The sequence below is a fragment of the Paenibacillus sp. 79R4 genome, assembly GCF_013393165.1.
GTDB lineage: Bacteria > Bacillota > Bacilli > Paenibacillales > Paenibacillaceae > Fontibacillus.
This window is the reverse complement of sequence record NZ_QJOT01000017.1, coordinates 67,543-86,797: the sequence shown is the minus strand read 5'-3', so window position 1 is coordinate 86,797 and position 19,255 is coordinate 67,543. Positions and strand designations below refer to the sequence as shown.

Annotated in this window: 16 protein-coding genes; 8 read left to right on the top strand and 8 right to left on the bottom strand. The window is 49.6% G+C overall.

The annotated features are described in order from the left end of the window. Window positions 1-179: 179 nt before the first annotated feature. Entirely contained in the window at window positions 180-392 is a 213-nt protein-coding gene (locus DMN77_RS20075) for a hypothetical protein (protein WP_179016130.1), read from the top strand. Window positions 393-1,302: 910 nt separating this feature from the next. On the opposite strand, the gene DMN77_RS20070 is transcribed toward DMN77_RS20075, so the two are convergent. Beyond that, window positions 1,303-1,500, bottom strand: a complete 198-nt coding sequence (locus DMN77_RS20070) for a cold shock domain-containing protein (protein ID WP_068780385.1) — start codon at window positions 1,498-1,500, stop codon at window positions 1,303-1,305. A gap of 242 nt (window positions 1,501-1,742) precedes the next feature. On the opposite strand from DMN77_RS20070, the gene DMN77_RS20065 reads away from it, so the two are divergent. From DMN77_RS20065 to DMN77_RS20050, 4 genes are all read left to right on the top strand, one after another. After that, complete coding sequence (locus tag DMN77_RS20065; RefSeq protein WP_068780384.1) at window positions 1,743-1,976, top strand: hypothetical protein; 234 nt, start codon at window positions 1,743-1,745, stop codon at window positions 1,974-1,976. Between the two features lie 539 nt (window positions 1,977-2,515). Then, window positions 2,516-4,306: an oligoendopeptidase F gene (pepF, locus tag DMN77_RS20060; protein ID WP_068780383.1), complete on the top strand. Its 1,791-nt coding sequence runs from the start codon at window positions 2,516-2,518 to the stop codon at window positions 4,304-4,306. A 98-nt stretch (window positions 4,307-4,404) separates the two neighbouring features. Continuing rightward, window positions 4,405-4,728, top strand: coding sequence for a LapA family protein (locus DMN77_RS20055; RefSeq protein WP_068780382.1), 324 nt, complete (start codon window positions 4,405-4,407; stop codon window positions 4,726-4,728). Window positions 4,729-4,833: 105 nt separating this feature from the next. Further along, window positions 4,834-5,871 (top strand): M42 family metallopeptidase, encoded by a 1,038-nt coding sequence (locus DMN77_RS20050; RefSeq protein WP_179016129.1) that lies wholly within the window; start codon window positions 4,834-4,836, stop codon window positions 5,869-5,871. Between the two features lie 267 nt (window positions 5,872-6,138). On the opposite strand, the gene DMN77_RS20045 is transcribed toward DMN77_RS20050, so the two are convergent. From DMN77_RS20045 to hemE, 6 genes are all read right to left on the bottom strand, one after another. Beyond that, complete coding sequence (locus DMN77_RS20045) at window positions 6,139-8,139, bottom strand: ABC-F family ATP-binding cassette domain-containing protein (RefSeq protein ID WP_179016128.1); 2,001 nt, start codon at window positions 8,137-8,139, stop codon at window positions 6,139-6,141. Between the two features lie 60 nt (window positions 8,140-8,199). After that, entirely contained in the window at window positions 8,200-9,030 is an 831-nt protein-coding gene (locus DMN77_RS20040; protein WP_068780506.1) for a DUF92 domain-containing protein, read from the bottom strand. A gap of 2 nt (window positions 9,031-9,032) precedes the next feature. Continuing rightward, window positions 9,033-9,683, bottom strand: a complete 651-nt coding sequence (locus DMN77_RS20035; protein WP_179016127.1) for a fumarylacetoacetate hydrolase family protein — start codon at window positions 9,681-9,683, stop codon at window positions 9,033-9,035. 554 nt (window positions 9,684-10,237) lie between these two features. Further along, the gene (locus DMN77_RS20030) at window positions 10,238-11,593 is read right to left on the bottom strand and encodes a CapA family protein (protein WP_068780377.1); all 1,356 of its coding nucleotides are present in this window, start codon (window positions 11,591-11,593) and stop codon (window positions 10,238-10,240) included. Between the two features lie 162 nt (window positions 11,594-11,755). Next, entirely contained in the window at window positions 11,756-12,700 is a 945-nt protein-coding gene (hemH, locus tag DMN77_RS20025; protein WP_179016126.1) for a ferrochelatase, read from the bottom strand. A 41-nt stretch (window positions 12,701-12,741) separates the two neighbouring features. Continuing rightward, window positions 12,742-13,791 carry a uroporphyrinogen decarboxylase gene (gene hemE, locus DMN77_RS20020; protein ID WP_068780375.1) on the bottom strand — a complete coding sequence of 350 codons (1,050 nt, stop codon included), beginning with the start codon at window positions 13,789-13,791 and terminating at the stop codon, window positions 12,742-12,744. Between the two features lie 162 nt (window positions 13,792-13,953). On the opposite strand from hemE, the gene DMN77_RS20015 reads away from it, so the two are divergent. Next, window positions 13,954-15,207: an MFS transporter gene (locus DMN77_RS20015; protein WP_068780374.1), complete on the top strand. Its 1,254-nt coding sequence runs from the start codon at window positions 13,954-13,956 to the stop codon at window positions 15,205-15,207. 3 nt (window positions 15,208-15,210) lie between these two features. Here the strand turns inward: DMN77_RS20015 and DMN77_RS20010 are convergent, their stop codons facing one another. After that, window positions 15,211-15,840 carry a class I SAM-dependent methyltransferase gene (locus DMN77_RS20010; protein WP_068780373.1) on the bottom strand — a complete coding sequence of 210 codons (630 nt, stop codon included), beginning with the start codon at window positions 15,838-15,840 and terminating at the stop codon, window positions 15,211-15,213. Window positions 15,841-16,006: 166 nt separating this feature from the next. Between DMN77_RS20010 and DMN77_RS20005 the strand changes: the two genes are divergently transcribed. Together DMN77_RS20005 and DMN77_RS20000 are read left to right on the top strand one after the other, a co-directional pair. Then, on the top strand, window positions 16,007-17,152 hold the full coding sequence (locus DMN77_RS20005; protein WP_068780372.1) for a THUMP domain-containing class I SAM-dependent RNA methyltransferase: 1,146 nt from the start codon (window positions 16,007-16,009) through the stop codon (window positions 17,150-17,152). Between the two features lie 87 nt (window positions 17,153-17,239). Then, window positions 17,240-19,249 (top strand): LTA synthase family protein, encoded by a 2,010-nt coding sequence (locus tag DMN77_RS20000; protein ID WP_179016125.1) that lies wholly within the window; start codon window positions 17,240-17,242, stop codon window positions 19,247-19,249. Window positions 19,250-19,255: the final 6 nt, after the last annotated feature.

Sequence of the window (19,255 nt, the reverse complement as noted above, 5' to 3'; positions counted from 1 at the left end):
AGCTATTTTCCTGCTCCCCTTCGTACCCCGCCGTTCTCTAACGAAACGTAGTATCGCTATTCGAGCTAAAAAGAGCTCCTGAAAATTGTAACGAAATTGTGTATCGCTATTTGGGCTAAAAACCGACCAAAAGCCTGTTTTTTGAGTAAATAGCGTTCTGTAGTTTCGTTAAACTTGAAGTGCCCGGTATTGCTGGTCTTACCCATGTTGCTGATATTGTTGATAATACTGGTCTTGCCGATATTGCTGACTTTGCCGGTATTGCTGATGTTACTGGTACTGCTAATGTTGCCGTTACTGCTGTTATTGCTGATATTCCGGGTCTAACTGATATTACTGATGTTGCCGAAGTTCCGGTTACTGTTATTACCGATATTGCTGGTCTTTGCTGATTTTTCCGATACTGCCGATTTGCTGGTATTACTGTTCTCCTGATGTGCCGTTGCTGCCGTTACTGCCGACCTTGCTGATATCCCTGGTCCTTCTGTTCCTGCTGGTATTTCTGACATTGGGCTTTCCCCAGTAATTTCCGGGAATTCAACTCGTTCAGCTATTTTCCTGCTCCCCTTCGTACCCCGCCGTTCTCTAACGAAACGTAGTATCGCTATTCGAGCTAAAAAGAGCTCCTGAAAATTGTAACGAAACTGTGTATCGCTATTTGGGCTAAAAACCGACCAAAAGCCTGTTTTTTGAGTAAATAACGTTCTGTAGTTTCGCTAGATTTAAAATGCCCTTGATTTTAGGCCAATAACGCTCTGTAGTTTCGTTAAACTTGAAGTGCCCGGGTCTGAGTCAATAACGCCCATAGTTTCGTTAAACTTGAAGTGCCCGGGTCTGAGTCAATAACGCCCATAGTTTCGTTAAACTTGAAGTGCATGGGTCTGGGTCAATCACGCCCATAGTTTCGTTAAACTTGAAGTGCATGGGTCTGGGTCAATCACGCCCACAGTTTCGTTAAACCTGAAGTGCCCGGGTCTGAGTCAATCACGCCCACAGTTTCGTTAAACTTGAAGTGCCCGTGATTTCATCTCAACAGCGCCCTGTAGTTTCGGTTAGAAACATAGTCCACTTGAGATTATCTGCGCAACTGCGCATTATACACAAAACCCGGCGCCTCGCCATCGGAGGCATGTTACAAGTGTCGATATCGAGGCGCCGCTTGCTGCTGTAAGGAAGCAGGCAAATTGCCAGCATCTTCACCAGGCTTCAAACGCAAAAAAACACAGCCCTAATTAGAGCTGTGTCTTTCATTATCGCGCTTGGAACCAAACTTTATAAGTGATCCGTTAAACGGAATAGATCTTATAATTTGATTACGTTAGCAGCTTGAGGACCACGGTTGCCCTCAGTGATTTCGAACTCAACGGCTTGGCCTTCGTCCAAAGTTTTGAATCCGTCGCCTTGGATTGCGGAGAAATGTACGAATACGTCTTCGCCGCCTTCTACTTGAATAAAGCCATAGCCTTTCTCTGCGTTAAACCATTTAACTGTACCTTTCAAATGAACAACCTCCTAAAAATAATCGCCATCATTGACGAATAACCATATTATACTCTATGCCCATAAACAATGCAACGTGTCATTTTGCTAAAAAATCTTTTAATTCTATCCGGACAAGCCCCTTTTTTATTTGCTTTCCTTCATATAGTACGTTATCATTTTCATAAAAATGTTCCACTTCAAGATGATAAAAATCATAAGCAATTTATCGTCACAAATGATGTACAGATCGGAGAGTCATAATGATAAAAAAACATCAAATATACAAACGCGACAAATGGAATATGATGACTGTAGAGGTGCAAGGCAAGTACATTATTCTGCGTGAGATTTCGGACCAATGGGGCGAGGAAACACATACATTTCTAAGCCGCCCCGCCCTCATGAAATGGGCTGCTGACCGGTTCCCGAAGGAGGACTTCGTAGACCGGGAAGAGGAATGGAAAGAGATTATGGACGCTTTCAAGCTCGTCTAGAAGGCCTGTCCGAAGACACTTTTAACTGGTGTGCAATCGCGGCCCCCAACTGGCGGCTGCGATTCTAAAATATGTAGAAAGCGAGTATTTTCATGGAGAGCACTTATCTAATCTTCATTATTTGCGCATTCTGTCTTGGGCTTGTAGTGATTTTAAATAAAAATTCCATCCCGCCCAAACTGAAACGCGGACTTGCCATCACCTCTATATTCATGATCGTGGCAGCCTTTATTTTAATCGTTTACAGTTTTTGGAATCTGGGTTGATTCAAAGTTCCGAAGGATAGCTGCCGGCAAATAGAACTCACCAAGTGAGGATATACTAACTCCTATAAATTAACAGTGTATGTTCAAAAAGCCCGATTTTCAGCACTCTTTTGAACTACCTCTGAATAGGAGGGTACTCCCAACTTGAACCAACATTCCATACTTCCTCTCTTGCTATCCGGCTGCCTGCTGTTCTCCGGAATTTTCGCTGACACCGCTTTTCAACAACCAGCATCTGCAACTTCATCTCATCCAAAACAGAGGAGGATACCAATGAGCACATTACCAAAACGATCCGCAGTTGAGGCAAACAATACTTGGGAGCTTAATGACCTGTTCACAGGCCAGCAGTCCTGGGACGCATCCTACAATGAATTAAAGGAATTAAAGAAGAAGACGTCGGAATACGAAGGCAAATTAAACACTCCGCAAGTCATCAAGGAAGTGTTCGTACTCGAGGATGACATTTCTCTCAAGCTTGAGCGTCTATACGTGTATGCTCATCTTCATCACGATGAAGACACTACCAATCCTACATATCAGGCACTGCTGCAAAAAGCCAAGAAATTAAGCGTTGAGGTGAGCGAGGCATTATCCTTCATCACTCCTGAAATTCTGTCCCTTCCTGAGAAGGAGCTAGATGCGCTAATCGATAGCCCTGAGCTGGCCGACTATAAGTTCACGCTCCAAGAGATCAAACGCGAGAAAGCCCATGTTCTTAGCAAGACTGAAGAAGCGCTGCTTGCTCAGGTTGGCAATCTGTCTCAGGCGCCGCAAAGCATTTTTGGCATGATCAACAACGCCGATATGAAATTCCCGAACATCGAGGATGAGAACGGCAAGGAAGTTCCGCTTACCCATGGCAGCTATATTCAATATTTGGAGAACCCGAACCGGGATGTCCGCCGCCGTGCCTTTAAGGCCGTCTATGAGACTTATGCCAAGCAAAAGAATACGATTGCCGCTACCCTTAGTGCGAATGTGAACAAGAATATGTTCTATTCCCGCGTTCGCAAATACCCTTCCGTGCTGGAAATGTATCTGCATGGTGACAATATTCCCAAAGAGGTTTACACCAATCTTATCGACACCATCCATGAGAGCCTTCCGCTTCTGCACCGTTACATGAAGCTGCGCAAGAAGCTGCTGGGCGTGGATGAACTGCATATGTACGATTTGTTCGCTCCACTAGTCGAAGAATATAAATGGGATATCACTTATGATGAGGCCAAGCAGACCGTTCTTGATGGGTTGAAGCCGCTTGGCGAGGAATACCTTCAAGTGCTGCGCCAAGGCTTTGAGCACCGCTGGATCGATGTATATGAGAACGAAGGCAAACGGACCGGCGCGTATAGTTGGGGCGCCTACGGCACACATCCATATGTTCTGCTTAACCACAAGGACAACCTGAACAGCATGTTCACCCTGGCGCATGAGATGGGTCATGCCCTACACTCCTATTTCTCAGACGAAGCTCTGAAATACCGGGATGCGCAGTACACCATCTTCCTGGCCGAAGTGGCTTCGACGACGAATGAAGCATTACTGATGGATTACTTGCTGAAGAAGTCCACCGATCCGAAGCAAAAGCTCTATCTGCTGACCTATTATGCGGATCAGTTCCGTACGACGATCTTCCGTCAGACCATGTTCGCCGAGTTCGAGAAGATTGTGCATGAGCGTGCTGAGGCTGGTGAGTCATTGACACCGCAAGAATTGTCGTCCATCTACTACGATCTCAATGTGAAATATCATGGCAATGAAATGAAGGTCGATCAAGATATCGAGATGGAATGGGCACGGATTCCGCATTTCTACACCAGCTTCTATGTGTACAAATATGCGACCGGCTTCTCCGCAGCTACCAGCTTTTCCAAGAAAATTCTTGATGAAGGCAAGCCTGCGGTCGATAAGTATCTCGGCTTCCTGAAGAGCGGGGGCAGCGATTACTCCATTAACATTCTGAGCAAAGCCGGAGTCGACATGTCGTCTCCTCAGCCAATCCGCGAAGCGATGAGCGTGTTCGAAGATGTTATCAAACAAATGGAAGAGCTGACGAAATAATAGCCGTTTGGCCCCTCCTCACATAACATCGCCAAAAAATCCCTTGCCCCTTGTGGGAGAGGGATTTTATACTGTCAATAAGAAGGAGGTGTTCCCTCATGAAAATCCAATGGTCTCTTATTCTCGCTTTGATATTTGCGTTGATTACTGCTGTCTTTGCTGTAATTAATGTGGACATGGTCGATGTGAACCTACTGTTTGGAACGGTAAGCCTGCCGAAAATTCTGCTTATCCTTGGTTGTACGCTGCTCGGCGGCATAATCGTTGGTTCCTTCGGCATTTTCCGCGGCTACCGCCTGCAGAAGCAAGTCAAAACACTGAATGCCAAGCTTGTACATATTCAGGAAGCTACAGGCTATGTTTTTCCGGAAGCAAAGCCGGAAGAATTGCCTGCTGAAGAACAGCCTACAACCAACAGCTAATCGGCCATTTCTCTCATCTGGGAAATGAACCACAAGTAGACTTGCGAACTGAATCGCACAGTCTCAAGCTGACAGCACTTGATTGAACGATGGAGGATTGTAAATATGAATATAAAGCCCAATGAAGCTTATATTTTGGATCTCTTAAAAAGATTGCTAGATACGCCAAGCCCGACCGGGTATACACATGAAGCCATCGGGCTTGTCCGCGCTGAAGCCGAATCGTTAGGTGTCCCTTTCTCCCTGAATGAGAAAGGCGGCGCTTTGCTCACCTTGAAGGGCAGCGATTCGTCCCGCCGCATCGCGCTGAGCGCGCATATTGACACGCTTGGAGCAATGGTCCGCTCGATTACCTCGACCGGAACGCTGAAGCTAACCTCGGTTGGCGGCTTCTTGATGAACAGCATCGAGAACGAATACTGTATCATTCATACTCGTGATGGCAAGAAATATACCGGAACGATTCTATCCCAGCACCCTTCCGTACATGTATACGATGATGCCCGTACCTACAAGCGGGAAGAAGCCAATATGGAGGTTCGCATCGATGAACGGGTGGAGAATAAAGAGGATGTTTTGAAGCTTGGGATTTCCGTGGGAGACTTCATCTCCTTCGATTCCCGGGCCGTCATCACGCCAAGCGGATATGTAAAATCCCGTCATCTGGATGACAAAGCCAGCGTTGCCGCTCTGTTTGGACTGATCGAATCGAGCAGGCGCGAAGGCTGGATGCCAAAGCACGACCTCGTATTCCTCCTCTCCAATTATGAAGAAGTCGGTCATGGTGCAGCTTGGCTGCCGGAGGGCATCAATGAGATGGTTGCCGTTGATATGGGGGCAATGGGCGATGATCTCAGCTGCAAGGAGACCGATGTGTCGATCTGCCCCAAGGATTCCAGCGGCCCTTATGATTACGATATGACTGGCCGATTGATCGAGCTGGCCAAGCAGCTTGAAATCCCGTACGCGGTTGATATTTATCCGCATTACGGCTCGGACGCTTCCGCTGCCCTGCGCGCCGGCAATAACATCCGCGCCGCTCTGATCGGGCCGGGCGTTCATGCCTCCCATGCCATGGAACGGACGCATAAACAAGCGGTTATTAATACAGCCAAACTGCTCGCTGCCTACGTTACAGAGTAAGCGTGATTGCGCCGCGATCTATAGCGATAGATATAAATAAGACGCCTCTAACCCCAGTATAAATGGGACAGGGGCGTCTTTTTACCCGGTGCGTATTCATCCATAGCAAAACAGCTCAAAACCTGCAAAAATGCAAGTTTTGAGCTGGTAAAGGCAATGCCCTCGCTGGACAGCAACCCACCATCACAATCGCGAAGTTATATTTTTTACTACGAATTGCGCGGTTTACAGGGCCTAGGTTACAAGCCAAGCAACGCCAGGCTTAATCTATTGATTACGCTGGCTCTCGATCTTCTCAGCAAGCTCGTTCAGATAGGTCCAACGCTCGATCAAATGCTCCAGCTCTGCTTCTGCCGTCTGTTGCTCCTGCATCAGTTCCTGAAGCCTTGCTGCATCACTAGCGGCTTGCTCCATTTCCACGCTAATCTCAGTCAGCCGCGCTTCTGTCGCCTCGATCTTCCCATCGATCGCTTCATACTCGCGCTGTTCGTTGTAGCTGAACTTGAGCCGCTCCGTGCGCGCAGCACGGCCATCGGTTCCAGCAGCCTCATCCTGAGCAGCCGCTCCGTTTAGGCTGCCGCTGCCATTCCGGCTCGCATTCCCACCGCTGCCGCTGCCTTTGCCTGATCCGCCACGCTCCGGCTCCGCATCGTGGCCGCCGCCAAGGTCACCACGCTGTACACGCTCCTGATAGTCACTATAATCCCCAACGTGAACAGCTACTTTTCCATCGCCTTCAAAGGCCATAATCTTATCTACGGTACGGTCAAGGAAATAACGGTCATGAGATACTGTGAATACAGCACCCGGAAATTCATCCAGATAGGCTTCCAATACAGTCAAGGTCTGAATATCCAAATCATTGGTGGGTTCGTCCAGCAGCAGAACGTTTGGCGCGCTCATCAGTACGCGTAGCAGATAGAGCCGTCTTCTCTCTCCGCCGGACAGCTTCTCGATCGGCGTCCATTGCATCGCGCCCGTGAATAGGAAGCGCTCCAGCATTTGGCTGGCGCTAATGCGCGAACCATCCGCCGTAGTTACAAGCTCTGCTTCTTCCTTAATATAATCAAGGACACGCATCTTACCGTCCATTTCCTGATGCTCCTGTGTATAGTAGCCCAGCTTGACCGTCGTACCAAGCTCAATCTCACCCGCATCAGGCTGAATACGCCCGGCAATCATGTTGAGCAGCGTCGATTTGCCGCTTCCGTTCAGACCGATAATCCCGACACTGTCTCCGGGCACTGCCGTATAATTCAAGCCGTAGATTAACTGGCGCTCCCCGAAGGATTTGCTCAAATCGCTGATCTCGAGAATTTTGCGCCCCAGCCGGGTGGAAGCGACGGAAATATCTACAGAGTCACTCTTATATTCCGTCACCTGCGACTGCAGCTTCTCAAAGCGCTCAATTCTCGCCCGCTGCTTCGTGGAGCGTGCCTTCGCACCGCGGCGAATCCAGGCCAGCTCGGTGCGCAGCAGATTTTGCCGCTTCTGCTCCGATGCTGCCTCCCGCTCCTCCCGTTCGCTCTTCAGCTCCAGAAAACGGCTGTAGTTCGCTTCATAACGGAACAGACGCCCATGATCCAGCTCCAGCATGACATTGCAGACCCGATCAAGGAAATACCGATCATGCGTAATCAGCAAAAGAGCACCGCGGCGCTTCTGCAAGAAGGATTCTAGCCAGCCGACCGTATCATTATCGAGATGGTTCGTAGGCTCATCCATAATCAGCAGCTCCGAAGGAATGATTAACGCGGACGCTAAGGCTACCCGCTTCCGCTGGCCGCCGGACATACTACCGATCTTCTGGCTGAAATCGGTAATCCCAAGCTTGGATAGAACTGTCTTGGCCTCATTCTCCAGATTCCAAGCCGAGGTCCGATCCATCTCCTGCGTTAATCGGGTTACACGCTCCGCAAGCCCCTGGTCACCTGGCAGCATTTCCAGCAGCTCCATGGCCTCCATATATTCTGATATGACCTGCAGCTGCGCATCCTCCCCCTGAAATACCGCTCTAAGCACCGTAAGCTCAGGGTCAAATTCCGGGTTCTGGGCCAGATAGGCAACCCGGACATCCCGATTGATAGCAATCTTGCCCTCATCGGCCTGATCAAGTCCGGCAATGATGCGCAGGAATGTTGATTTCCCCGTCCCATTTACCCCGATTACACCGATTTTATCGTGCTCATCCATTCCGAAGGAAGCGTCCTGGAACAGGACCTTCTCGCCATAGGTTTTCGTCAAATGCTCTACTGTCATGATATTCATAAGTGATTTCCCTACTTTTCTGTTCGATTAATACGAGATTACTGATAGGTAAACGCCTAGCTAGGCCAAAAAAGCTCCCAATCCCCAGGCAATGAATCCAGCTGCCACTGAGCTGATCAGATTTACCGCATCATTGTTCATCCAGCTCCATCCACGCGCCGCTGCGGTCGGTCGCCCGCAATGCTCGCCAACCTCGACGATCTTGCCGCATACTTCACAGCGGAACATCTTCTGTACCGTTGCCCCCAGCAATGAATCCGCCATCGCGCCGGCAAATCCCGACGCTCCGCCGATAACAATCCATTTCCATAACCCGATCGATATTAAGCCTTGCATCGCGCCCTGCATACCTCCGGTCCATCTCAGCAGCACCCAAGCGGCCCCCCCAATAACCCCGGCGCCAATCAGCGCTGCCATACTGCCTAATGAAGAGACCCCGCCGGATGTTCCCGGTGGAACAACCCTCCAGTTCACTACGGAACGAGGAGGTCTTTTGCTTAGTCCACCCCACTCTGTAGCCCATGTATCCGCTGTTACAGCAGCCATCGTACCGATAAAAAAGTATCCCCAGACTGGATTCGGCCACAGCGCATTTAATATGCAAGCAGCCATCCCAAGCCCGCCATTTGCCAAGACTTGGCCAGCGTCACGCCGTCCGCTCTTGGCATAGGATTTCTCCAGCTCAGCCTTGCGATCGCCGCGAAGCTTGGAGAATATGGAGGAGGTCACGAAGAAGAGGATCAATATCCCGAACCAAAATAAATTACCGGCTGCATAATATACCGTGCCCATCATGACAGCAGCCACAGCCCCTGATAGAGATAAGGACTTCTTCCAATAAGCAGCTCCGGCAATCAATAGGGCGCATAATGCCCCAATAATCCAATCTATCATTACGACCGTCCCGAAGCTGTCGGCCCGCTCCCGATCACACAGCTGCCAAGTACTTGGGAGCCATAGGAGATTTCCAGTTGGTCACCCTGATATACCGGGCCAACTCCCTCCGGAGTCCCCGTAAAGATATGGTCACCTTCGCCCAGACCATAACGTTCAGCCACGAAATCGATAATTCGCTGCAGCGGAAAGATCATATTAGCGATATTGCCGCGCTGAACAATCTCACCATTCTTGCGCAGAATAAAGTTCTCCTTCGCCGTCTCTTCCGTACCCGGAAAGGCGATGTAAGGGGTCATCGGGGCGGAGCCGCGGAATGCCTTAGCCGCCGTCCAGGGATGTCCTTTGGCCTTCAGCTCAGTCTGGACATCACGCAATGTGAAATCAATGCCGAGCGCCATCACATCAACGAGTTCATCGACGGACATCCCCGGCTTATATTCCCGTGCGATGCGCAATACGAGTTCTGTCTCATAATGAACCTCCCCCTGATCTGGTGGCAGATCAAGCCGAGCACCCGTCATTGGCACGACCGCATGGGACGGCTTCATAAATATCATCGGTTCCTTGGGCACAGCATTGCCTAATTCCTCAGCATGCAGTTGATAGTTGCGTCCTACGCAATATACATTAGCGATTGTTTTATTCACTATAGATTTCTCCTTTAGATTAAGAGGTAGTTCAGGAAATCCACTTTTGATAAGAAAACCGATCGCAGCCGTTCAATTAAAGAGCAGCCCCGAGTCCGTGAATCAAAAGGAAGATTTTCTTGCAATATGGAATTTTAGCAGCTCAGCTCTTCGCTCCAGCTTCATCTCACAAAAGTGTTTTGCAAAAACGCACCTTGGAACCGTAAGCTTCGGTGCTGAAAACCGTTTCCGTTGAACTTTCATTTGTTGATATGGTTAAATCTATGTACAAATATATTTGCAGAAAATAAGCAAAAAACAACGAGCGCCAGGCGGCCTGTACCCTGAGGAAATGGTTGTCAGCCCCTTTTCGTACCCGTTGTCATCTTTCGCACGAATATCCAGAGCGGAATTCAGCGTACCTATGTCGATTGTGACATAGAAACCTACCTTTTTGCAAGTATCTGTGACTTATGTCAACGCTCCGTTTACAAGCCCTAGAAATCTCCAATTAAAAATGCCGACCCATAAACAGATCGGCGGATAATTCAATAAGCACTATGTTCGTTCACTCATCAAGATTTCTTTCTTACTTCCCCGGAAGCATCGATCTTAATTCCCGGCGATAAAACCTCTATGTCCTTCAGCATTTTGGCCCCATCCTGCTCATTCATCGGAACCGGCTGGCCAATCTCCGTGAGATAAGGGGTCAGCTTTAATTTGCAGTCTCCATTCTTGCTGCATTTCGCCGAGAATACCGCTGTTTCCCAGGTCTTCGGATCATTCGATTTCGTAAAAATAAAATTCCCCGTGCTGTACACTACCCATTTGCCCTTATAATTCTCAATTCCTTGCATTACATGGGGATGACCGCCGATGACCAGATCAGCGCCGGCATCGATGAAGGTGTGGGACAGATTCGTCTGATGTTCCTCCAGCTTGGTCACCCTCTCCTTGCCCCAATGAGTGACGACTAGCACCAGATCCGCCTTCTTGCGAGCCTCCTTAATGGCTTTCACCGCGAGAGTGGAATCATATACGGCTGCAACTCCGGCGTTCTTCTTAGTAGCAGCCCAGTCTGCCTGCGGGATCACACGGCTAAATCCGCAAAGCGCAATCTTCATCCCTTTGCGTTCGAAGTAGATCGGCGCATATGCCTCATCGCTATTTCTGCCCGCACCGACATATCGGATCTTATTGTCCTTCAAATGCTGAATCGTATCCAGCAGCCCTTCCACCCCTTGATCAAGGGTATGGTTGTTGGCCAGATTAACTGCATCAACACCGGCCTTGACCATCTCTTCAAGCGCCTTCGGCGAGGACTTGAATACGAATGTCTTGTCTTCAGCAGCGGTTCCTCCATACGTCACTGGCGTCTCCAGGTTGAGCACGGTGAGGTCGTCACTCTGGAACAGCTCCTTAACATACTGATAAGGATAATCATACCCCTGCTTCTCTAGGACTTTGGCCACATTTCCGGAGAAGATCGTGTCTCCGGCAAAATGGATCAATACCTGATCGCCAGAGACCGTCTCCTCTGGTGTCGGCTCCAGATCGCCGTTCAGATCAGCATCGACTGTGTTGCCGGATCCCTGCTCCGTATCGTCCAGCAATCCGTCCGTGGATGAGTCATTCTGCCCATCCGCATTCAAAGCGGAATCAGCCTGAGCGGAACTATCCTCGCCTTCATTTGACGGCTCATTCTCATGCTGGGAAACATCCGGCATCTCATACAGACCCGGATCGGTCTGCTCCTGCTGCTCTACATTCCTGCTATTTCCCTGGACCGTACGATAATCAAGATAGTAATAAGTCCCTAGCACAATAATAATAAAGATCAGAAGGCCGTTCACCGCCAGCCAAAAACGGCTTAAGCGGCGTTCCTGCTCTTGTTTTCGTTTTTTATTTTTTTCAGATCTTGGTGGATACATCCATGAGACTCCTTTGAAAACATGATTTGTTCAAGACATCATTGATTTTATTATATCAGGGCACTACAAATAAATAGAACCCTTCGCCTATTTTACAGGGAAGGGTTCATAATTTCACGTTTGTTACATTAATGAAACTACTTTGGCAATAGATTTAGGAATCTATTTCAAATCTGTTGCTTGTTTCATCACGCACTCAGCCAACGTCTCCATATAAAGCGGATCGGTTCCCAAAGATTCGATACGCTCGAGGCGCATATCCAACTCCTTGGCAATCGTCTTCGCTTCAATATCAAGATCATATAACACTTCCAGGTGATCCGATACGAATCCTACCGGAGCCACAAGAATATCCTCTACCTGTTCTTGGCTTAAGCTGCGAAGCGTATCGAGAATGTCAGGCCCCAGCCATGGATCGGCTGTACGACCCGCACTCTGCCATGTGAATTGCCAGTTATTCACGCCGGCTTCCGCTGCTACGGCCCCCGCTGTCTCCAACAGTTGATCCTGATACGGATCTCCCATCTTCAGGATGCGTTCAGGCAGACTATGCGCGCTGAACAATACTTTAACCTGATCCCGGTCAGCGCCGCCTTCTTTGAACTGATCCAGCTTGGCACACACCCGGTCTGCGAACGCCTTAATCAGCTTCGGATGCAGATGATAACTATGTACGAAACTCATCTTTACGCCCAGCTCAGCCGCCTTCTCCTCAGCCCGCTTAATATACCCGCCAATGCTCATCACCGAATAATGCGGAGCGAGTACAATGCCGACCGCCAGCTTAATACCATCGCGAGCCATTTGCTCTACGCCATCCTCGATAAAAGGACGGGCATGCTTCAATCCCTGATAACAGACAAATTGCTGATCCGAACCTTGGTTCAGCTGAGCCAGCGTCTCCTGCAAGGCGGCTACCTGCTTATCTGTATTCGCACGCAGGGGGAACACGCCGCCAACAATTGCCTCATAACGTTCTGTCAGTTCCTGAAGCTGCTCCGGAGTCGGGGGATGCCCGCGCCGTATATGTGTGTAATAAGTCTCTACTTGATCCATACTTTCCGGTGTGCCATAAGACATCACCAATACGCCGATTTTTGTACTCACGCTTTTGTTCACCTCATCCATTAAATTGAGACAGCCAATATCTATTCTTGCTGGGCAATAGCCTGGTGTGAGTATTCATGTACATATTCCGTCAATTCCCGCAGCTTATCCAACGATGCCTCAGGAAATAGTCCGTGTCCGAGATTGAATACAAACCCCGGCTGCTGAATGCCCTGGTCGATAATATCCTTGGCATACTGCTTGATCACAGGCATAGGCGCAGTAAGAACATACGGATCCAAATTGCCTTGTACAGCAAAATTCCTTCCGGTTCTGCGTCTTCCCTCTTCAATTGATATGCGCCAGTCAAGACCAATTACATCCGCCTGAAGCTCGGTCAGAGCCGGCAGCAATTCCCCCGAACTTACGCCCGGAAAATAAATCTTTGGAACCTCCAGATCGGACAGTTCGGCAAAAATACGAGTGATAGTAGGCAATACATATCGTTCAAAATCCCGTCTGGCCAGCGCGCCAACCCAGCTATCAAACAACTGGAACGCTTTGCCGCCATTATTAATATGTGCTCTCAAATAGGCGATGACCATATCTCCAAGCTTATACATCAGCTTGTCCCATAGCTCAGGCTCGCCATACATCATACTTTTGGTACGTATGTAGCTCTTGGACGGACGCCCTTCAATCAAGTAGCTGGCAATCGTAAATGGAGCCCCGGCAAAAGTAATAAGCGGGACCTCCAGCTCCCGGTCAAGGATCCGTATTGTCTCTAAAATATGGGATAGATCACGCTCGACATCAATCGGAGTCAGACGGTCGATATCCGCTTCTGAACGAATCGGATTGTCAATGACCGGCCCAATATTCTTGACGATATCAAAATCGATACCCAACGATGCAACCGGGTTCATAATATCCGAATACAAAATAGCCGCATCCACGCCAAGCTTGCGCACTGGCATCATCGTTACCTCCGCGGCAAGCTCCGGTTGACGGCAAATCTCCAGCAAGCTGTACTTCTCTTTGATCTTGCGATATTCCGGGTCATACCTGCCTGCTTGTCGCATGTACCAGACGGGAAGCGTATCGATCTCCTGCCTGCGGCATGCGCGAATAAACCGATCGTTATATGCCAACCAACTTCTCCTCCTATTATCAAAATTCTATATTATACATTATGACTTCTTTCCCTAGATGTAACAACTATCACACTCGGAAAACTCATGACAATCATATGACAACTGCTCCGATGATTTTGGACAATTGTGGTATACTAGATAAACAATCTTTTGGGGCTCATGATCTTATTACACCCAGAATACAGTCAGAAAGGAAGTGAAGCACAACTGAAAACCTGGAAATTAAACCTCATTGTGCTTTGGGTTGGATCATTCCTCGTTAATGCCGGAATGACCATGATCACTCCGTTTCTGTCTCTCTACCTATCCAGAGATCTGAATGTTCACGGAGAGCATGCGATCGGCTTATGGGCCGGAAGCATCTTTGCAGCCAACTTTGCGACCTCCTTCATCTTTCAGCCGGTGTGGGGCAAGCTGGCTGATAAATATGGAAGAAAAGTCATGCTCCTTCGCTCCGGATTCGGCATGTCCATCGTTATTGCCCTTATGGGCTTGGCTACTCAGCCCTGGCATCTGCTCCTGCTCCGGCTGCTCAACGGCACGATCTCCGGCTTCAATCCGGCTGCGGTATCGCTCATATCCGGAACGGCGCCAAAGGAGAGAATGGGCTTCGCAATGGGAACGATCCAGTCCGGCAATGTAGCAGGTACGATTCTTGGCCCGCTGATTGGCGGACTTTTGGCCGATTGGGTGGGATTCCGCCCGATTTTCTATATTACCGGCAGCTTGTTATTCCTTGCCTCTCTGGCTTGCCTGCTGTTCGTGCGCGAAAATTTCAATAAAGAAGCTGCGGCCCAAGCACCGCAAATTTCCGTGCTTGCAGGCCTGCGCGAATTAACGAAGACACAGCAGCTAACCGCTCTATTTGCTGTAACATTTCTGCTGCAGTTCGCCATGATCAGCCCGATGACTTTACTGCCGCTATATGTAGAGAAACTACATGGAACCGTGGTGAACGCCTCGTTCTGGGCGGGCTTCGTCAGCGCGGTAACCGGGATGTCCAATATGATCACCTCGCCGATACTCGGTCGGGTCAGCGATAAGATCGGGGCACACCGCATATTGACGTTCTGTCTGATTGGCGCCGCGGCGATGCTGATTCCTCAAGCCTTTGTGCAGAGCGTCTGGCAGTTGGTCATCGTACGCTTCCTGATGGGTATCTTCATGGGAGGACTTCTGCCGAGCGTAAACGCTCTGATCCGGTTCTATACCCCCGACGGAATGGAGAGCCGGGCCTTTGGCTTCAACAGCAGTACGTTGGCTCTGGGCAACATGTTCGGCGCTCTGATCGGAGGTACTTTGTCCGGCTTCATTGGCATTGAAGGGCTATTTATTATTTCCGGTATTTTATTGCTGTTGAATACCCTCTGGGTGAGAACCAAGCTGTATTCCAAGCCGAAGGCTCATGCATAGAGATTATTTCACCAGCGCCAGCGCCAGGCCGTCATAGGCCGGCAGCATCGTGCTGATCAAGCGTTCATCCGTTGCGATCAGCTCATTAAATTTCCGCATGGCCATCACCGAAGGTCCGTTCTTGTCGGTATTTAGCGTTCTCCCTCTAAGCAGGGTATTGTCTCCGGCAATGAGCGCTCCCGGTGACGCCAGCGAAATTGCATACTCGAGATAAGCCGGGTAATTCCCTTTGTCCGCATCGATCAGGAAAAAATCGAACTTCTCTCCACGCTGCTTCAGAACCTCCAAACTGTCCAGTGCGGGCCCAACCATATATTCCGCTATTTGACGATATCCGGCTATCTCCATATTGCTTCCAGCCAGCTTGGCATTCTCCTCGCTAATCTCCAGCGACACCAGACGCCCATCTGCTCCAAGCCCTCTCGCCAGACATATTCCGCTATAACCGCCAAGGGCACCGATCTCCAACGCATGCTTCGCACCGCCCAGCTTCGCCAGCAAAGTCAGCAACCTGCCATAGCCAGGCGCAATCGAGACATCCTGAATTCCGTGTTCCTCAAGCGAACGCGTGACTCTGCTTAATACCTCGTCTTCCGCATACAATTCATCGCCGTACTGCTCAGGCGTAATCATATATCCACACTCCCTTCTGAACGAACTAGGTTAAATTGCTGTTATCAGACAACAATAGTTTGTAACTTGAGAGACATTGTCCTATACTGAATTGTATGGTTTTTGCACATTTCCTACAAGAAATAGTTCAGGAATTACAAGCTTTATACGGAGTTGATTAACGAGAATGTCGAGACAATTAGAATTGATCGCAACTGCACCGATGGGACTGGAAGCCGTCGTGGCACGCGAGTTAAAAGACTTGGGCTACACCGATACGAAGGTAGAGAACGGGCGCGTCACTTTTAAAGGCGACCTGATCGATATCTGCCGCTGCAACCTCTGGCTGCGCACCTCGGACCGCGTACTCATCAAGATGGGAGAATTTCCGGCCCGCACCTTTGACGAATTGTTCGAAGGCACGAAGGCATTGCCTTGGCAGGACTGGATTCCCGCGCATGGAGAATTCCCGGTAGAGGGCAGATCCCATAAATCGCAGCTGAGCAGCGTCCCTGCCAGCCAAGGCATCGTCAAGAAAGCGATCGTCGAGAAGCTGAAGCAATCCTACCACACGGAATGGTTCCAGGAGAATGGACCCCGTTATGTGATTGAGGTTAACCTGCTAAATGATATTGCACTGTTGACATTGGACACGACGGGACCTGCGCTGCATAAACGCGGTTACCGCAAGCTGATTACAGAAGCTCCCCTCAAGGAGACGATGGCGGCAGCTCTTATTCTGCTCAGCCGTTGGAATCAGAATCCGGCTCGCCCCTTCTATGATCCTTGCTGCGGATCAGGAACGCTGCCGATTGAAGCGGCAATGATCGCCTGGAATATCGCTCCCGGACTACGTCGCTCGTTCAATTCAGAGAATTGGCCGGCCATTCCGCAGGAGCTGTGGCAGGACGCCCGGGACGAAGCGATCGACTTGGTACGCGATGACATTCCGCTGAATATCAGCGGCAGTGATATCGATCCGAAAGCGATTGAAGTAGCCCAAGCGGCGGCCAAAAGTGCTGGACTTGCCAAAGAGGTCACTTTCCAGGGGCTTCCCGCGGCGAGGATCGAGCTTCAAGGCGACTATGGATGTATGATCACGAACCCTCCTTACGGCGAACGGATTGGGGAGGAGAAAGAAATCCGCCGCTTGATTTCCCAGCTCGGCCGAATTTGCGCGGAACATCCGACATGGTCCTTCTTCGCGATTACCCCGACCAAGCAATTCGAGCATGAGTTTGGCCGCAAGGCGGACAAGCGCCGCAAGCTGTTCAACGGTCGGATCGAGTGCCAATACCTGCAATACCTCGGCCCCCTTCCACCCAGACATTAATCTGGGGGAAGGGTTTTCCTTGTTAAATATGGATCGGACAACGCTGCTGCGGCCGCTTGTTCGATTTAGAAAGGAGGCTGGCATTTCATGCCGGGTCATTCACGGGACAGGGGGCCACGCGCCCTGTTAACACGCTTGTATCGTGCCCGTTTTTTTGCCTATATCGTCTTTTTATTTCTAATCTTCTATAAACTAGTTCTGCTTCATAATAACATGCACGCCAGATATATCGATATGAGCCGGCTGGATGACGTGATTGCTATCGGCTCGGTCATGCTGATCTCGTTCTGGGTATTCTGGCTGCCGCGGCGCGGACGCTTGGCCGCCCTTTGGATCCTCGACCTTATCCTTAGCTTCCTCATCTTTGCCGATCTGATCTATTACCGTTACTTCGGTGATTTCATTACGATCCCGGTTCTGCTGCAGGCGGGTCAAGTCGGCGAGCTTGGGGACAGCATCCGCTCGCTTATCCATCCATCCGATCTTTGGTTGTGCGCTGATCTGCTGCTGGGGTTGATTGCCGGGATATTCTTCGGGATACGCCGATGGCGACTGCGACATACACTGCGCAATCCGTTGCGATCGGGTTCCCTCTATACTCAGCCTCGGACCTATTCATATCCGGAGAAGCCGTCTTGGGGACGCGTGTTAGTCCGCCGATTGGCCAGCGGGCTCATTATATTCATCCTGGGTTTCGCTATGACGCTCGGCCCCATCCGCCATTATACCAAGACATGGGCCGCAGGTTTATTTGAGGGCGGCTGGTGGAATATTTCCCTCTATAATGTTACCGGTCTGCTAGGATTCCATTACTATGATGTCTATCGCTATGCCAAGGAGCATCTTGGCGGCAAGCCGGAGCTTAGCGCTGAAGATCAGCAGGAATTACAGCAGTGGTTCGAGCAGGCAAAATTAGGACGCGTTGTTTCAAATGAGACCTTCGGTGCCTACCAGGACAGCAATATCATTGTCGTTCAGGCCGAGGCCTTCATGAATTTCATGATCGGCAAGAAGATTGGCGATCAGGAGATTACGCCGAATTTCAATCGTCTGATGCAGGAGAGCATGTACTACTCCAATTTCTATCATCAAACCGGACAGGGCAGAACCTCGGATGCCGATTTCTCATCACAAAGCTCTCTGCACCCGCTGCCTACTGGATCGGTATTTGTTCGCTTTCCAGACCATGAATATGATGTACTGCCCAGTATTCTGAAGGATTACGGCTATGAAACCGGAGCCTTTCACGCCTATGAAAGCAGTTTTTGGAACCGTCTGAATATGTATAAAGCGATGAATTATGATCATTTCTACAGCCAAGCGGATTACAAAATGGATGAGGCCATTGGCTGGTCGCTTGGCGACAAGTCCTTCTTCCGCCAATCCCTGGAGCTGATGTCCAAGGAAACGCAGCCCTTCTATTCGTTCCTGATTACTTTATCAAGTCATCATCCCTACACGCTTCCCGCCAACATACAAGAGCTGGATACCGGTGATTTCAAGGGCACAATATTTGGCGACTATCTGCAGTCTGTCCATTACGTGGATGCAGCGCTGGGCGAGCTGGTAGAAGGAATGAAGCAGCAAGGAATTTGGGACGATACGATCCTTGTTTTCTATGGAGATCATGACAACTCGCTCCAGGACAAGGAACCTTATGAGCAATTTCTCGGCAAATCCTTAACCGGTCTTGATATGAGTCAAATCATGAACCAGGTTCCGCTATTGATTCATCTGCCTGATGGACAACATGCCGCGGTTTACGACGAGCCTGCGGGTCAGCTCGATATGGCGCCTTCATTATTGCATTTACTCGGTATCACGACCGAAAATTACTATATGATGGGCAACAACCTATTGTCCGGTCAGGAACGCTTTGTCGTGCTTCGCTCCGGCGCTTTCACAGATGGCAAGCTATATTACATTCCGTCCCCGGATAGCCGCTTCGATAACGGCTCCTGCTATGATCTTGCAACGCGCAAGCTTGCCGACGTAGAGAAGTGCAGGATTCCATATGAAGAAGCAAATAAGCGCCTATCTATATCTGACCGGGTGATTACGGAGGATTTAATCAAATGGCTGCGAACAAAGGATTGAATTATA

Excerpts from the sequence above, each read along its gene's own strand:
- DMN77_RS20065 (WP_068780384.1), top strand. The coding sequence starts at position 1,743 with ATGATAAAAAAACATCAAATATACAAACGCGACAAATGGAATATGATG.
- pepF (WP_068780383.1), top strand. The coding sequence starts at position 2,516 with ATGAGCACATTACCAAAACGATCCGCAGTTGAGGCAAACAATACTTGG.
- DMN77_RS20055 (WP_068780382.1), top strand. The coding sequence starts at position 4,405 with ATGAAAATCCAATGGTCTCTTATTCTCGCTTTGATATTTGCGTTGATT.
- DMN77_RS20050 (WP_179016129.1), top strand. The coding sequence starts at position 4,834 with ATGAATATAAAGCCCAATGAAGCTTATATTTTGGATCTCTTAAAAAGA.
- DMN77_RS20045 (WP_179016128.1), bottom strand. The coding sequence starts at position 8,139 with ATGAATATCATGACAGTAGAGCATTTGACGAAAACCTATGGCGAGAAG.
- DMN77_RS20030 (WP_068780377.1), bottom strand. The coding sequence starts at position 11,593 with ATGTATCCACCAAGATCTGAAAAAAATAAAAAACGAAAACAAGAGCAG.
- DMN77_RS20015 (WP_068780374.1), top strand. The coding sequence starts at position 13,954 with ATGATCTTATTACACCCAGAATACAGTCAGAAAGGAAGTGAAGCACAA.
- DMN77_RS20010 (WP_068780373.1), bottom strand. The coding sequence starts at position 15,840 with ATGATTACGCCTGAGCAGTACGGCGATGAATTGTATGCGGAAGACGAG.
- DMN77_RS20005 (WP_068780372.1), top strand. The coding sequence starts at position 16,007 with ATGTCGAGACAATTAGAATTGATCGCAACTGCACCGATGGGACTGGAA.
- DMN77_RS20000 (WP_179016125.1), top strand. The coding sequence starts at position 17,240 with ATGCCGGGTCATTCACGGGACAGGGGGCCACGCGCCCTGTTAACACGC.